We start from the raw sequence: 14,118 nt of genomic DNA on the forward strand, positions 1-14,118 counted from the left end.
GCGTGGATCTACCGAACAGATGTTCCTGGCCTGCCGGAACTCCCGACAAGTGGTGATGGTGAGCGTGGACGACAAGACTCGGCCGGGTATGCGCGAGGTGTTCGCGGACGTCCTGGGTGTGGCATCGGTGGAGGCGGAGGATTCTTTCCTCACACTGGGGGGTGACTCGCTGACGGCGATGCGGCTGGTCGACCGCCTCCGAGCGGAGTTCGGTGCCCGGCTGGACCTGCGGGACGTCTTCGACGCGCCGACCCCCGCCGCCCTGGACGCCCTGCTGGACGCCCGGCCGGCGCCGGCGGGCGACAGCCCGCGGGCCCCCCGGCCGGCCACCGCTCCGTCGGGGGACCGTGCACCGTTGTCGGACGCGCAGCGAGGGGTGTGGTTCCTGGAGCGGCTCCACGGGCCGGGCCCCGGCCGCACCCTGCCGCTGGCAGTGCGGCTCGGCGGCCCGCTGGACCGGGAGTCGCTACGGGCCGCGGTCGACGACGTGGTCCTCCGGCACGAGGCGCTGCGCACCGTCTGCGTCGACGGTGGATCGGCGTTGAAGCTGATCGAGGCCCGTGCGGCCTTCCACGTCGAACGGGTCGCGCGGAGCGAGCTGGACACGAGACTCGCGGACCTCTCCTCGTACGCCTTCGACCTCAGCCGGGAGACTCCGCTGCGCGCGTGGCTCCTCGAAGTCACGCCGGAGGAGCACACGCTGCTCCTGCTGACGCACAGGATCGCCGTGGACGAGCCCTCCCTCGCACTCCTGGCCAGGGACATCGGCACGGCCTACACGGCGAGGCGGAACGGGACCGCCCTGTCATGGCGCCGGCCGCTGCCCGGCTCCTTCGGCCTCGCCCGTCGGCAAGAGGCGGATCGCCCGGAACCGTTCGACCCGGGGCGCCTTGAGGCACGCCGGAAGGCACTTGCGGGAATGCCCGACGAACTCGGCCTCCCGCACGACCGCACCCGGCCGGGAAATCCGTCGCATGACACCGGTGAGATCCGGTTCCGTGTCCGGGCCGCCGAGCATCGCGCACTCGCCGCGGTGGCCCGGGCCGGGCAGGGCACGATGTTCATGGTCCTCCAGGCCGCGGTGGCCGTTCTGCTCGGCAGACTCGGCGGCGGTGACGACATACCCCTGGGCACCCGGGCCGAGAACCGGCCCGAGGGCGCACCGGACGAGGCGATCGGCCAGTTCTCCAACCTGCTGGTCCTGCGCACGGACATCTCCGGCGATCCGGCCTTCGAGGATCTGGTGGCGCGGGTCCGCGAGGCGAACCTCGACGCGTACGCCGACCGGGATCTGCCCTTCCGGCGACTGGTGGAGACGATCAACCCGCCGCGCTCGCTCTCCCGGCACCCGCTCTTCCAAGTCCTTCTCACCATGCGGACGTGCCTCCCGCCGCTCGGCCTGGCCGGCCTCGAAGCACGGCTGCACGAAGACCCGCCCGTCCCCACCGGATACGACCTCACCTTCGAGTTCGGCGAGCGCCGTGCCGGGGACGGCACCCTCGACGGCATCGACGTGCGCGTCGGATACAGCCGCGACCTCTTCGACGCGGCGACCGCGCGAGAAGTGGGGGAGCGGCTGTCGCGAGTGCTCTCCGCCGTGGCCGAGGACCCCCGGCGCAGGATCGGCCGGATCGACATCCTCCATGCGGCCGAGCGGCACAGACTTCTCGTCGAGTGGAACGACACCTCGTTCGACGTCCCCGCCCTCACCCTGCCCGACATGCTGGAGGCCCGGGTCGCCCGCACCCCCGACCTGCCCGCGGTCCAGATGGGCGACACCGTCCTCACCTACGCCGAACTCAACGCGCGTGCCAACCAGCTGGCCCGCCACCTGATCAGCCACGGTGTCGGTGCGGAGAGCGTGGTGGCACTGGCGATGCCGCGCTCGGTCGACGTCATCGTGGCGCTCTGGGCGACGCTCAAGGCCGGCGGCGCCTACCTGCCCATCGACCCGGGCTACCCCGGCGAACGCATCCAGTACATGCTCCAGGACGCCCGGCCGGTCCTGACCCTGACAGAACCCGTCGATGTCGCGCACCTGCCGGCGACGGACATCACCGATGCCGACCGGGTGCGGCCACTGCTGCCCGGGCATCCCGTCTACGTCATCTACACCTCGGGCTCGACCGGCCGCCCCAAGGCGGTGGTGATGCCAGGCGCTTCCCTGGTGTCCCTGCTGACCTGGTACGAGACGACGCTGACGCCCGGGCGGATGGCGCAGTTCTCCTCCCTTAGCTTCGACACGTCCGCGTTCGAGGTGCTCTTCGCCACCACCAGCGGTGGCTGCCTCGTCGTGCCGCCCGAGGAGGTGCGGCGCGACGTCGAGCTCTTCGCCCAGTGGCTGGCCGACCATCGGGTCCACGACATGAATCTGCCGAATCTGGTGCTGGACGCGCTCTGCGAGGTGTCCGAGCGCACCGGTGCCGAGTTCCCCGAACTACGGATGATCGCGCAGGGCGGCGAGGCCCTGACTCTCTCGCCACGCCTCAAGACCTTCTTCACACCCCCGCGCCGTCGGCTCGACAACTACTACGGACCCACCGAGACCCATCTGGCGATCGCCCAGTCCTTCCCGCCGAACGTGGACGACTGGCCGGACGAACCGCTCCTCGGCAGGCCGATCGGCAACATGCGGGGCTACGTCCTCGACGGGCGCCTGCAACCCGTACCGGTGGGTGTGGTCGGCGAGCTGTACCTGGCCGGTGAACAGCTCTCCCGCGGATACCTGAACCGCCCGTCCCCGACCGCCTCCCGCTTCGTCGCCAACCCGTTCGACGCTCCAGGGACCCGGATGTACCGCACCGGGGACCTGGTGCGCCGACGCAAGGACGGCAGCCTCGTCTTCCTGGGCCGCGTCGACCACCAGGTGAAGATCCGCGGGTTCCGGGTGGAGCTGGGCGAGATCGAGACTGTGCTGCGGCGCCACCCGAGCGTGGCCCGGACCGCCGTGCTCGCCGTCGAGGACCGTCCCGGGACCAAGCGCCTGGTCGCCTACGTCGTCTCGCAGTCCGGTCCCCTGGACGTGGCCGCGCTGCGCGCGCATGTCGCCGAGGCGCTGCCCGACTACATGGTGCCGTGGGCCTTCGTGCAGCTCGACGAGATGCCGCTCAACCCCAACCGGAAACTGGATCGAGCGGCGTTGCCCCGGCCCACCCGCGACGCCGTGCGCCGTGCGCCGCGCACTGCATTGGAGAAGTCGCTGTGCGAGATCTACGCCGAGGTGCTCGGCGTACCCGACGTGACCGTCGACGACAGCTTCTTCCACCTCGGAGGCGGCTCCCTGACCGCCCTCCGGCTGACCCGGCGCATCGAGGCCCTGCTGGGCGTCGAGCCGCCCGTGCGGCTGCTGTTCGACAACCCCACGCCGGCCGGACTCACACAGCTGCTCACCACCGACGGCGCCACCTTCGGTGCCCACGAGCCGGACCGCCCGCCCGCCGTCGAGCCTCCCGCGGGCGGGGCGTCGAACGCAGCCGGCTCGGGTGGCGGGACGCCCAGGCAGCCGGCCCCCGAAGTGCGGGTGCGGTGGCTGTGCGACCTCTTCGCCGACATCCTCGAATGCGATCAGGTCTCCGCCGACGACGACTTCTTCGCTCTGGGAGGCCACTCGCTGCACGCCAGCCGGCTGGTGAACCGCATCAGGGACACCTTCGGTGTGGAAGTGCGGCTGTCCGCCCTGTTCGACAGTCCGACACCCGCAGGGATCGCCGGACTCATCGACAGCGGACGCCCGGCCCGCCCGTCGCTGTCGGCCTCCCGCGAGGGACACGGGGCCCACTGAGGGCCGCGGGCCCTTCCCCGGGGCGGAACCGACCCGTGGGCCTTCGGCTGTGTTCGCTCGGTTCGCCGCCGGTTACGGAACACGCCCGCGCCGCGCCGGCCGGTACGGGCGGAACGACTTGGAAGAGGTGTGGACATGTTCTTCACGTTGGTGTGCCTGCCGTTCGCGGGGAGCGGAGCGGGGTTCTACCGCCCCTGGGACCGTCTGGGAGTGCCCGGCGTCCGTGTGGTGGCTCCCCAGCTGCCGGGACGCGAGGAACTCTTCAACGAGGACCCGTACACCGATGTGCGGCACGCGGCGCGGCACGCGGCGGTGGAGACGATCCTGCTGATGGAGGACGACACCAGCCCGGTCGCGCTCTTCGGACACAGTCTGGGTGCCGTCCTGGCGTACGAGACCGCGCGGGAACTGCGGGCCCGGAAGTTCGACCGGCTGGTGCATCTGTTCGTCAGCGGAGCGGCCGGCCCCTGGGACCAGAGCCCGCCGGACAGCGCGCTCGACGACGACGCGCTCGCCGCTCATGTCGAAGAGATCACCGGTTACCGCCACGGCGCCTTCGACAATCCCGAACTCCGTTCCCTGCTGGTGCCGCTGCTGCGGGCCGACACCGTGATGCACGAGCGCTACCGGCCCCCCACCGGTGACCTCCGGCTGCCGATACCGGTCACCGCGCTGCGCGGCACCGACGACCTCCTCATCTCACGCGACCGGCTGGAGCAGTGGAGCGCGGTGACCCACGGCGATTTCGCGACGGCGGAGCTGCCCGGCGGCCACATGTATCTGACCGAACGCCCGGCGTCGCTCCTGGAGGAGATCGCCGCACGGGTCGGCGCCCCGGCGGACCGCCGCCCGACGCGCCCGACGCCGGCCGACCGCCCGGCGGCAGCGAGCACCGGGCGCGACGGGGCCGACTGGTCCCGGACGGTGGCGGAGTGGAACTCGACTGCCCGGCCGATCCCGTCAGGGACTCTGCTCGATCTGTTCGGCGCGTGGGTCGACCGTGCGCCGACCGCTGCCGCCGTGCGCAGCGGCTCCGATGTGCTGACCTACGCCGAACTGGACGCGCGCGCGAACCGGCTGGCCCGGTATCTGACGAGCCTCGGTGTCGGTCCGGAGACCAGGTGCGGGCTGTGCCTGCCACGCGGGGTCGACATGGTGGTGGCGATCCTGGCGGTGTGGAAGGCGGGTGGCGCCTATGTGCCGCTCGACCCGGAGTACCCCGTCGAACGGCTGGGCTACATGGTCGGCGACAGCGGTGCCGCGGTGGTGCTGGGCACGGCCGCGACCGTCGAGGGCATGCCACTGGACGGTGCTCGGATCATCCTGCTGGACGAGGCCGCGGAGGCTGTCGCGGCCGAGTCCGCCGAACCGCCGGACACCGTCCTCGATCCGCGCCAGCTCGCCTACGTCATCTACACCTCCGGCTCGACGGGACGCCCCAAGGGAGTGGCCATCGCCCACCACGGGGTGGTGAACCTGGCCGAGGCGATGCGTCCGGTGCTCGGGGTCTTCGAAGGTGTCGTCGCCCTCCAGTTCGCCTCGTTCAGCTTCGATGCGGCGGTGCTGGACCTGGCGGTCACGCTCGCGGCCGGCGGCACGCTGGCGATCGCCTCCCGCGAGGAACGCTCCGAACCGGAGGCCCTCGCGAAGATGGTCCACTCCGCCGGGGTGAGCGTGGCGAGCGTCGTCCCCTCCCTGCTCGGTGTCCTGGAGCCGTCCTCCGTACCGGGCGTCAAGAACTGGGTGCTCGGAGCGGAACGCCTCAACGCGGCCCTGGCGAGCCGCTGGACCGCACAGGCACAGGTGTGGAACACCTACGGTCCCACCGAGGCGACCGTGATCACCACCGCGGAAGTGGTCGACCCGGCCATCACCCCCGAGGACCAGCCGCCGGCCATCGGCCGACCGCTCAGCAACGCCCAGGTGTACGTCCTCGACGACGCCCTCCGGCTCGCGGCGCCCGGCGAGACGGGCGAGCTGTACGTCGCCGGCCCGGGGCTGGCGCGTGGCTATGTGGGCCGTCCGGGCCTGACCGCCGAGCGGTTCGTCCCGTGCCCCTTCGGCGACGGCGCCAGGATGTACCGTTCCGGCGACCTCGCCCGCCTGACCGAGGACGGCCGGCTGCTGTTCGTCGGCCGGGTGGACGAACAGGTCAAGATCCGCGGCTTCCGGGTGGAGCCGGGTGAGATCGAGGCGGTGATCGCGGCCCACGACAGCGTGGCACAGGTCGCGGTCGTGGTCCGCGAGGACCGGCCGGGCGACCGGCGCCTGGTCGCCTACGTCGTTCCCGCCGCCGGTCGTGCGGCGGACCCCGCGGCCCTGAGGGCCTTCGCCGAGGCCCGCCTGCCCGACTACATGCTGCCAGCCATCGTGGTCCTGGAGGCGCTGCCGCTCACCGTGAACGGCAAGCTCGACAAGGCCGCCCTGCCCGCCCCCGGCCTCGGAGCGGGCGGGGAGCGAGCGGCGCGGACGCCCGCCGAGGCGGTGCTGTGCACCGTGTTCGCGGACGTGCTCGGAGTGGAGAGCGTTGGTGCCGACGACTCTTTCTTCGCGCTCGGCGGCGACTCGCTCATGGCGATGCGGGTGGTGTCCGGTGCCCGCGAGGCGGGCCTCCTCCTCACCGCTCGCCAGGTCTTCGAGGAGCAGAGCCCCGCCGCGCTGGCCGTCGTGGCCGTGGCCGACGGCAGCGCGCGGCCGGCCCCGGCGATGCGTTAATCGGCAACCGGCTAACAGGACATACGCAAGTAGATATAGGCCGACCACACGAGGTTGGTGTCGTCCTGGCCGTCCCCGTCCTTCACGGGGGCGGCCGGCTCATTGCACTGTCCGGGTCGTCGATTCGGCTGATCGGCTTCGGCGTGATGCTCGGAAGGCTCCATGGACAAAGCCTTCCACGACCCGGCACCTCGCACAAGATTGTGAGAATCAATGGAGTTCGAGAATTCTGCACCACAGCTGTCGAGAGTGCGTTACGAAAAGAAGGACCACATTGCCCGGATAACGCTCGACAGGCCGGAGGTGCTCAATGCCATGGATGTGCGCATGCACGAGGAACTGGCTGAAGTGTGGGACGATTTCGAGTCTGATGACGACATGTGGGTCGCCGTTCTTTCCGGGGCGGGTTCCCGGGCGTTCTCCGTCGGCCAGGACTTGAAGGAACTGGCCTCCCGAGACCAGGACGGCACATCCGGACCAGCCACTTTCGGCAGTCGCGGAAAACCCGGCTGGCCGCGACTGACGGAACGCTTCGACCTCGTCAAGCCCGTGGTCGCCAAAGTCCAGGGATACGCGCTGGGCGGCGGATTCGAGCTCGTCCTGGCATGCGACATCGTCGTCGCCTCCGAGGGCGCGACCTTCGCCCTGCCCGAGGCCAGACTCGGCCTCATGGCGGGCGCGGGCGGCGTCTTCCGGCTGACCCGGCAGCTGCCCTGGAAGACCGCCATGGGACACCTGCTGACCGGCCGGTCGATGGACGCCCGCCGCGCCTGGGAACTCGGACTGGTCAACGAGGTCGTGCCGGCCGCCGAGCTCGACGCCTGTGTCGAGGGGTGGGTCGCCGACCTCAGGCGCTGCGCGCCGCTCTCCGTTCGCGCCATCAAGGAGGCGGCCGCCAAGTCGGCCGCCCTGTCCCTGGAGGCCGCCTTCGCCACCCGCTATCCCTGGGAGGAGCGCCGTATGCACAGCGCGGACGCCGTCGAAGGCCCGCGGGCCTTCGCCGAGAAGCGGGAACCTCGCTGGCAGGCGCGCTAGCCGTGGCCGATCGGTCGCGGACGACGCCGAGCGGTCATCGGCTCCCGTCGTCCGCGGCCAGCACATGCGTCCGGGCCGCCTCGATCAGCTCGGCGGGCCGTCCGTCGTGGCACAGCCGGCCATTCCGCTTGACGACCCGTCCGCCCACCATGACCGTGTCGACGTCCTGGGCTCCGCTCTGCAGCAGTACGGCGGCGGCGGCATCGCTCAGCGACGCGCCGAACGCCGATTCGCGCAGGATCACCAGGTCGGCCTGTTTTCCCGGCGTCAGTGAGCCGATGCGCTCGCCGAGTCCGATGGCCCGGGCGGCGTCGATCGTGGCGGATCGCAGCACGTCGGACGGGGTGAGGGTGGGAACGCCTGGGCGCCGCCGCCCGGAACGCCCCTCGGCCCGCTCCAGAAGGCCGTCCAGGCACCCCTGCACGTGATAGGCGAGGCGCATCTGGGCCAGCAGGTCCGCGTTGGTGAAGCTCGGGATGTCACATCCCCAGGTCACCCGCACACCGCGGCGCAGGGCCCGGCCGAGCATGGTGAACGGTGAGCCGAAGGCCAGTTCGAGACCGGGAGTGACCGACATCGTCGTGCCGGTGCTCGCCATCAGGTCGAGTTCCTCGTCCGTCACCACATTGCAGTGCACCAGGAGCAGGTCCTCCCCGAGGAGCCCCGCCCGGTGCAGCGCGGTGACCTGTCCGGGAGTGTTCGCGTGCATGGTGATGCCGAGCCCGAGGGTGCGGGCGTGTGCCACCTCACGGGCGGTGGTCTCGATGTCGACGGTTCCGACGTCGCTGATCGCGACCATCAGGCCGATGCGCCCCTTGCCCCGTCCGGGGATCTCGGCGCACAACCGCGCCGCGTCGGCCAGCCGGTCCTCCGGAGCCGCGAAGGTGCCGGGCGCGTTCGCCCGCACGCTGTAGGCGTGCAGGCCGCGCAGACCCGACTCGGCCATGCCCGCGACGGCGGCATCGGCATGCCGGGGGGAGCCGACGCAGTCGCAGAAGTCCACCGCCGTCGTCACGCCGTTGGACAGCAGCTCCAGCCCGCCCGCCAGACCGCCGGCGTACACGTCCTCGGGTCTGAACCGTGGACGGTGGGGCAGGACCCGCTCGAAGTACTCGCCCGTCCACAGTCCGGAGGCCATGCCCCGCAGCACGGTCTGCCACAGGTGGATGTGAGTGTCGATCAGTCCGGGCAGCACGATCCCGCCGGTGGCGTCGATCACCTCGTCGGTGGTCGCCCGCGTCCGTTCCCGGACGGCCACGATGGTGTTGCCCTCGATGAGCACCTCGCCCGCCGCCAGATCGCCGAGTGTGCCGTCCATCGTGACGACGCGACCTCCCCGGACGAGCAGACGCCGTTGGTCGACCATGGTCACTCCGATGTTCTCCGACCGCCGTGACTGCGGATCGCCCATGACGGGCAGCACCGTCCGCGATTCGGAGACTATGCAGGGCCGCCGAGAGCGACCGGCACTTTGTGGGGCAGTATTGCGGCGCGATCATGCCACCGGCGCTCCTGCCGAGCGGGCCGTGAAGGCCGCAAATGGAAATGTGCGACGTGCCGTCCCAAACCGCACGTACGGTAAATTACGGAGCCGTAGGTTCGGGGAGATTTTGACATCTTCGGGTGCGGTCGGAAGTTTGGGTGCCGCCGTCTTGGGGAGTGGGACGGTCGATGGTTACCCCTTTGAAACCGACGCGATGGTGTGCTGTGATGTTGAGCCACGGCACAAGTGGTCCAAACCAGTTGGAACCCAGCCGCGAGAGGTAAAGACCCGGAGCGTCGAGCGGACCATTGGACAAGAGGTGGATCTGCTGATGCTCGGCCATCATTGCGCTTCGGGGAATTACGTCGCATCCTTGATCACCGATGCGCCTCAAAGTTCGGATGGCGCGTGATAAGACAGAAAGGGGGACGCGACACGTCGATTTCCAGTCGAGTGAGGCAACGCATTTCGATTGAGCCAAGCGTGATGGATGGGGGAGCTGGCACATGAGCGCCAACCACGTGCCGAACACACGATTCAGTCTCATTTTGCGTAATGCGCGTAAGCGGGCGGGGATGACTCAAAGACAGCTCGCTGAACTCTCCACCATCAGTGTGCGAGCGATTCGTGACCTTGAACTTGCGTACACCGGAACTCCGCGTACCCAGACCATCCGACTGCTGGCCGACGCCCTGCGGCTGAGCAAAGCGCGACGAGTGGAGCTGGAAGCCGCGGCCGGCCTGGTGCCCGGACATGCTTTGTACGACGAACTCCCCGCGCCGCAGGCGCCGCTGAGTCCGCTCATCGCTCGTGAGCGTGAGACGGCCACCCTGGTCCGGCTGCTCAGATCGCCCGATCACCGGCTGGTCAAGGTGGCGGGGATGCCCGGGACGGGCAAGAGCTCACTGATCCGGAAAGTGGTCAGCGACCTGCACCGGACGGAGTTCGTGCCGGTGATCTGCCTGGAGCGGGCGAGCGACTCGACCGCCGGCCGCCCGGTCGCGCGGAGCGGGCTGATCCGGCGCGTCGCCGAACTGATCCGATGCGAGCCGACCCTGGACGACGTCGCCGGCACCCTCGCCCGCAACGAGGTCCTTCTCACCGTGGACGGGCGCGACCTCGACGACCGGGACCGCCAGGACCTGACCGTGCTCGTGCAGTGCTGCCAAGGGCTCCGCGTGCTGTACGAGACCTGCGAGACCGCGGCGAACTCGATCGGGGAGTCGGTGCTCTCCATGGCGCCGCTGGGCGTTCCGGACTGGAGCCGCCGGGGCACGGACAGCACGGCCATCCATGACTGTCCCGCGGTGCGCTACATGACGTCGCGCTGTGCCCAGTTCCATCCGGAAGCGATGGCGCACCCGGAGGCGTTGACCGCGATCGCCGGAATATGCTGGTATCTCGACGGGATACCGGCGGCGCTCGACTCGGCCGCCTCGTGGCTGCTCATCTACGAACCGGCGGAACTCCTGGAGATGGCCGAGACCTCACCGGTCCGGCTGACGGCCTCGCCCTCGGGAGAGAGCAACCCGCTCATCGCATGGCTGCGTCGCGCCCTCGAATCCCTCCTGACCCCCGAGTTCGACGCGCTGCGCTGGCTGGCCTCGGCCCAGCCCTGGACCCTGGCCGACGCCGCCGGTCTGCTGGGCGGCTCCGCAGCCGACGCGCAGAGCGTCATCCACGCGCTCTACGCGCGCGGACTCGTCCGCCGTGTCAAGTCCGTACCGGGCGAGCCGACGCGCTTCGTGGTGCTCAACCTGGTGCGCGACCTGTACCGGTCGGAGTACTCCGACATGGAGTCCAGGGTTTCGCTCGGGGCCTGAACGGCGGCGGACAACAGTGCAGTGTGCGCAACACGCCGATCTACGGGAAGAGTTGAGCGTGAAACTGCTTGAGACTGCGGCACCCAGGATCACGGGTGTGGGAACTGCGGTGCCGACCACCACGTACACCCAGCAGGAACTGCTGGACGAGTTCGACATCACTGATCCGCGGATACGGTCGGTGTTCCTGAACAGCGCCATCGAGCGGCGCGGACTGACGCTTCCTCCGCTGCTCCCGGACGGGTCGAGAGGCACGGAGAGCCAGGGGGATCTGCTGCGCAAGCACCTCTCCCACGGACTGTCCATGGGCCGGGAGGCGGTGGAAGCCTGTCTGAAGGCCGCGAACGCGACGGTCGCGGACGTGCGTTACCTGTGCTGCGTCACGACGACCGGTCTGCTCACCCCGGGCTTCTCGGCACTGCTCATCAAGGATCTGGGCATCGACCGGCACTGCTCACGCCTGGATGTCGTGGGCATGGGCTGCAACGCCGGCCTGAACGCACTGACGGCGGTGGCCGGCTGGGCGAATGCGCACCCCGGTGAGCTGGCGCTGATGGTGTGTGTCGAGGTCTGCTCGGCCGTCTACGTCTTCGACGGAACGATGCGGTCGTCCGTGGTCAACAGTCTGTTCGGGGACGGTGCGGCGGCTGTCGCGGTGCTGTCACCCGGTCACGCCTCACAGAGCGCGCAGGAGAGCCGGCCGCTGCCCGGCGGTGTGACCGGACCGGGACTGCTGCGGTTCTCCAGCTGCATCATTCCCGAGGCCGTCGACGCGATGCGCTACGACTGGGACGACAGCCACGGGAAGTACAGCTTCTATCTGGACCCCGAGGTTCCGTACGTCGTGGGCGCGCACGCCGGGATGTCGCTGGACCGGCTGCTGGACGGTACGGGTCTGCGGCCTTCCGACATCAACCACTGGGTGGTGCACTCCGGTGGGAAGAAGGTCATCGACTCGGTACGTCTGAACCTGGGACTGACGCGTCATGACGTACGGCACACGACCGGTGTGCTCCGCGATCACGGGAACCTCTCCAGCGGTTCCTTCCTGTTCTCCTACGAGCGCTTGATCGCTGACGGCTGCGTCAGCCCCGGGGACTTCGGTGTCCTCATGACCATGGGGCCCGGATCCACTGTCGAAATGGCCCTGGTTCGCTGGTGACGAAAGGAAACCCTGGCGCAGTGCAAACCACACCCCGGCTCGCGGAGCCGTCGTACGGAAGCGGCCCGGTGGCCACGATCGACCTCACCCGACCCCTGGCGGAGCTGACCGGCGTCGTCAACTCGGTGTGCGACCAGGCCGAGAGTCACCCGGAACCGGCCCCGGTGGTCCTGGACGTCGGAGATCCCGGGCACACGCCGTCGCCCGACTGGCCCGGACCGATCGACATCCAGGCGGTGAACCGCTGGGAGCGGGCGGTCCGCAGGCTGGAGCGCCTCACCGCGGTCACCGTTGTCGCCGCGCGCGGCACCTGCCGAGGCCCGGCCCTGGACCTCCTGCTCGCCACCGACGTCCGGATCGGCGCCACCGGCCTCCGACTGGAGCTGCCGGTCAACGACGGACACATCTGGCCCGGCATGTCGCTGTACCGCCTGGTGCGGCACCTGGGACTCGGACAAGCCCGCCGGCTGGTGCTGGGCGATGCCGCCCTGTCCGCGCGGCGAGCCTGTGAACTCGGGCTGCTCGACCAGGTCGACGACGATGTGCACGGGGTCGTGCGCGCGGCGACGGCGCGGCTCGGGCGGCTGTCGGGCCGCGAGATCACCGTCCGCAGGCAGCTGTTGCTCGAAGCCGCGACCGCCGAGTACGACGACGCGCTGGGGCTCCACCTCGCCGCCTGCGACCGTGAGCTGCGCCGTCTGCGGGAGAGCGGCGCGCCCACCGCACCGGAGCCGGCGGGGAGGTCGCGGGCATGACCTTCGGCGAGACACCCGACCCGGGCCCGGTGTGGCCGGCTCCGCCGCCGCGCTTCGACGGCGCCCTCCACAGCGACGCGGCGGCCCTGGCCGAGTACGCGGCCCTCGGTGAGGCGGTACTGGCCGGGCTGCCTCCCAGACCCGAACGCGACGCCGCTCAGCAGCGCTCCGTCGAGGCGGCCCACGCTGCGGCCAGGACGGCGCGGCGCCGCTTCCTGGGGCGGCACACCGACGCCGTCTACGACGTCCTGACGGACGGCCGCTCCCGACACCTGCGGCTTCCGGAACTGCTGGAGGCCGCGGCGGAGCGCTTCCCCGGCCTGGTCCCGTCCCGGGAGCTGCTGGAGTCGGACCGGGCGTTCATCCAGGCGGAGCGGGACGGCCGGGAGATCGACCAGGGAATCTTCTGTGGCGCCGTCCTGCGCTCGCCTCTCGCCGGTCCTCACCTCGTGGACGCGATGCTGCTGCCCACGGCTCGCGCGCGGGAGCTGCTGGACGATTTCCGGGCGACCGGGCGGGCCGAGCTGAAGTCGGTGCTGCTGGAGCGTCGCGGACACGCCGCGCATGTGACCTTCCGCAACGCCCACTGTCTCAACGCCGAGGACGATCAGCTGATAGCCGACCTGGAGACAGCCGTCGACCTGGCGCTCCTCGACGACGACGTACGCGTCGGAGTGCTGCGGGGCGGGGCGGTCGACCACCCCCGCTACCAGGGCAGACGAGTGTTCAGCGCGGGCATCAACCTCAAGGACCTCCGCAACGGCGACATCTCCTTCGTGGACTTCCTGATGGGCCGCGAACTGGGCTACATCAACAAGATGTTCCGCGGCCTGCTGAGCGATCCGTCGGCCGGTCTGTGGGCCGACCGTGTCATCCAGAAGTCTTGGGTCGCCGCCGTGGACACCTTCGCCATCGGCGGCGGTATGCAGCTCCTCCTCGTCATGGACCGGGTCATCGCCGAGGAGAACGCCTATGTCAGCCTGCCCGCCGCGGAGGAGGGGATCGTGCCCGGACTCGGGAATCTGCGGCTCACCCGGCTGACCGGCGCTCGCTTCGCACGGCAGGTGATCCTCGGCGGTCGCCGGATCGCGATGAGCGATCCCGACGCCCGTCTGGTGTGCGACGAGGTGGTGCCCGCCGAGGACATGGACACGGCCGTCGAGCGCGCGGTCCACGAACTGGGCGCACCGGCGGTGAGCGCGAACCGGCGGATGCTGAACCTCGCCGAGGAACCGCTGGACACCTTCCGCGAGTACCTGGCCGAGTTCGCGGTCACTCAGGTGGCCAGGGCGTACAGCGATGACGTCCTGGCCAAGGTGGAGAAGCGCTGGCAGCGCTCGCGGGCCCGGACGTAGACGGCGCGG

8 protein-coding genes are annotated in these 14,118 nt (G+C 70.3%); 7 read left to right on the forward strand and 1 reads right to left on the reverse strand.

All coding sequences use genetic code 11. The features are described 5' to 3' along the window. Positions 1-64 precede the first annotated feature (64 nt). The 3 genes from ABT232_RS12765 (at position 65) to dpgD (ending at position 7,531) form a co-directional block, all read left to right on the forward strand. Complete coding sequence (locus tag ABT232_RS12765) at positions 65-3,781, forward strand: non-ribosomal peptide synthetase (protein WP_351839482.1); 3,717 nt, start codon at positions 65-67, stop codon at positions 3,779-3,781. 135 nt (positions 3,782-3,916) lie between these two features. Next, positions 3,917-6,496: an amino acid adenylation domain-containing protein gene (locus tag ABT232_RS12770; protein ID WP_351839484.1), complete on the forward strand. Its 2,580-nt coding sequence runs from the start codon at positions 3,917-3,919 to the stop codon at positions 6,494-6,496. A gap of 213 nt (positions 6,497-6,709) precedes the next feature. Further along, positions 6,710-7,531 (forward strand): enoyl-CoA-hydratase DpgD, encoded by an 822-nt coding sequence (dpgD, locus tag ABT232_RS12775; protein WP_351839486.1) that lies wholly within the window; start codon positions 6,710-6,712, stop codon positions 7,529-7,531. A 34-nt stretch (positions 7,532-7,565) separates the two neighbouring features. On the opposite strand, the gene ABT232_RS12780 is transcribed toward dpgD, so the two are convergent. Continuing rightward, positions 7,566-8,849, reverse strand: a complete 1,284-nt coding sequence (locus tag ABT232_RS12780; RefSeq protein WP_351839487.1) for an amidohydrolase family protein — start codon at positions 8,847-8,849, stop codon at positions 7,566-7,568. Between the two features lie 671 nt (positions 8,850-9,520). Between ABT232_RS12780 and ABT232_RS12785 the strand changes: the two genes are divergently transcribed. From ABT232_RS12785 to dpgC, 4 genes are read left to right on the forward strand one after another with little or no spacing between them, the layout of a single operon-like run. Then, entirely contained in the window at positions 9,521-10,837 is a 1,317-nt protein-coding gene (locus ABT232_RS12785; protein ID WP_351839489.1) for a helix-turn-helix domain-containing protein, read from the forward strand. 52 nt (positions 10,838-10,889) lie between these two features. After that, positions 10,890-11,999: a 3,5-dihydroxyphenylacetyl-CoA synthase DpgA gene (dpgA, locus tag ABT232_RS12790; protein ID WP_351839491.1), complete on the forward strand. Its 1,110-nt coding sequence runs from the start codon at positions 10,890-10,892 to the stop codon at positions 11,997-11,999. A 20-nt stretch (positions 12,000-12,019) separates the two neighbouring features. Beyond that, a complete protein-coding gene (gene dpgB, locus ABT232_RS12795) occupies positions 12,020-12,754 on the forward strand; it encodes an enoyl-CoA-hydratase DpgB (protein ID WP_351839493.1) in 735 nt (244 codons plus the stop codon). Continuing rightward, complete coding sequence (gene dpgC, locus ABT232_RS12800) at positions 12,751-14,109, forward strand: (3,5-dihydroxyphenyl)acetyl-CoA 1,2-dioxygenase DpgC (protein ID WP_351839495.1); 1,359 nt, start codon at positions 12,751-12,753, stop codon at positions 14,107-14,109. The genes dpgB and dpgC overlap by 4 nt, the downstream gene beginning before the upstream one ends. Positions 14,110-14,118 lie beyond the last annotated feature (9 nt).

The sequence above is a fragment of the Streptomyces sp. NPDC001532 genome (genome assembly GCF_040298625.1).
Classification (GTDB): domain Bacteria; phylum Actinomycetota; class Actinomycetes; order Streptomycetales; family Streptomycetaceae; genus Streptomyces.